Source organism: Vibrio sp. 10N.261.46.A3 (genome assembly GCF_041472995.1).
GTDB classification, from domain to species: Bacteria; Pseudomonadota; Gammaproteobacteria; order Enterobacterales; family Vibrionaceae; genus Vibrio; species Vibrio coralliirubri.
Genome location: NZ_JBFRRH010000128.1, coordinates 1 through 1100, shown reverse-complemented (window position 1 = coordinate 1100; position 1100 = coordinate 1). Strand labels below are relative to the sequence as shown.

Genomic DNA, 1100 nt, shown 5'->3' with positions numbered 1-1100 from the left:
TATACCCGTGATCATTGAAGATGCTTGATTTTCTTTAGAATCAGGATCATGCTACGCACTATGAAAATTACACTGACTCCTCAACAGAAATTACAACTCGAACAAATGCACGATTCTACTCGTGATGGTCGAGTGCGTGACCGTATTAAGGCTGTTTTACTGGCTTCTGAAGACTGGAGTCAGGCGATGATTTCACAAGCCCTTCGTATTCATGAATCGACCGTTGCACGTCACCTCAGTGACTACGTCCTCTCTGAAAAATTGAAGCCTGAAAATGGCGGAAGTCAAAGCAAGCTTTCAGCGACTCAAACCATGCAGCTAATCGAACATTTGACTGAGAAGACCTATTCTCATACGTATCAAATTGTCGCCTACATTAAAGAGATATTTGGACTTGATTACACGGTTTCTGGCATGAACAAATGGCTTCACCATAATGGGTTTAGCTACAAGCAGCCGAAAGGTGTGCCACACAAGTTTGATGAAGCAAAACAACAAGCATTCATAGAAGCTTATGAAGCACTAAAGGCAAGTTGTGGCAAGGATGAATCGATAGTCTTTATCGACGCTGTTCATCCAACCTTATCAACAAAAATATCTCATGGCTGGATACGTACTGGGCAGGATAAAGTGATTGAAACAACGGGTAATCGCAGCAGATTGAACATTATTGGCGCACTGAACCTGTCGGATATTGGTGCCACCATCGTTGACGATTACGAAAGCATTAACAGTGAAAGTATTGTTCGCTTTTTCTGTAAGTTAAGAGAGAGCTATCCGTTAGCTCATAAACTTCATATCATCTTAGATGGTGCAGGATATCACCGCAGTGACTTAGTCAAAGATGCGGCGTTTGTCCTGAATATTGAACTGCATTATCTTCCACCTTACAGCCCAAACCTCAACCCAATAGAGCGGCTATGGAAAGTAATGAATGAGAAGTCGAGGAACAACGTTTACTTCAAAAGAAAGCGGGACTTCAAAGCGGCAATAGACCAATTTTTTACTGTGACTCTTCCAGAGATCTCAGGCTCTTTGACATCTCGAATTAATGATAATTTTCAGGTTCTCAAGCCTGCATCTTCAAGTTGATTCGGTAT

At 41.8% G+C, this 1100-nt stretch carries 1 protein-coding gene; it reads left to right on the top strand.

The window, feature by feature from the left end:
• Window positions 1-60 precede the first annotated feature (60 nt).
• A complete protein-coding gene (locus tag AB4484_RS24265) occupies window positions 61-1092 on the top strand; it encodes an IS630 family transposase (RefSeq protein WP_372080773.1) in 1032 nt (343 codons plus the stop codon).
• Window positions 1093-1100: the final 8 nt, after the last annotated feature.

Bases quoted from the DNA above. Each gene is read 5' to 3' on its own strand.
- AB4484_RS24265 (WP_372080773.1), top strand. From the start codon at position 61: ATGAAAATTACACTGACTCCTCAACAGAAATTACAACTCGAACAAATG.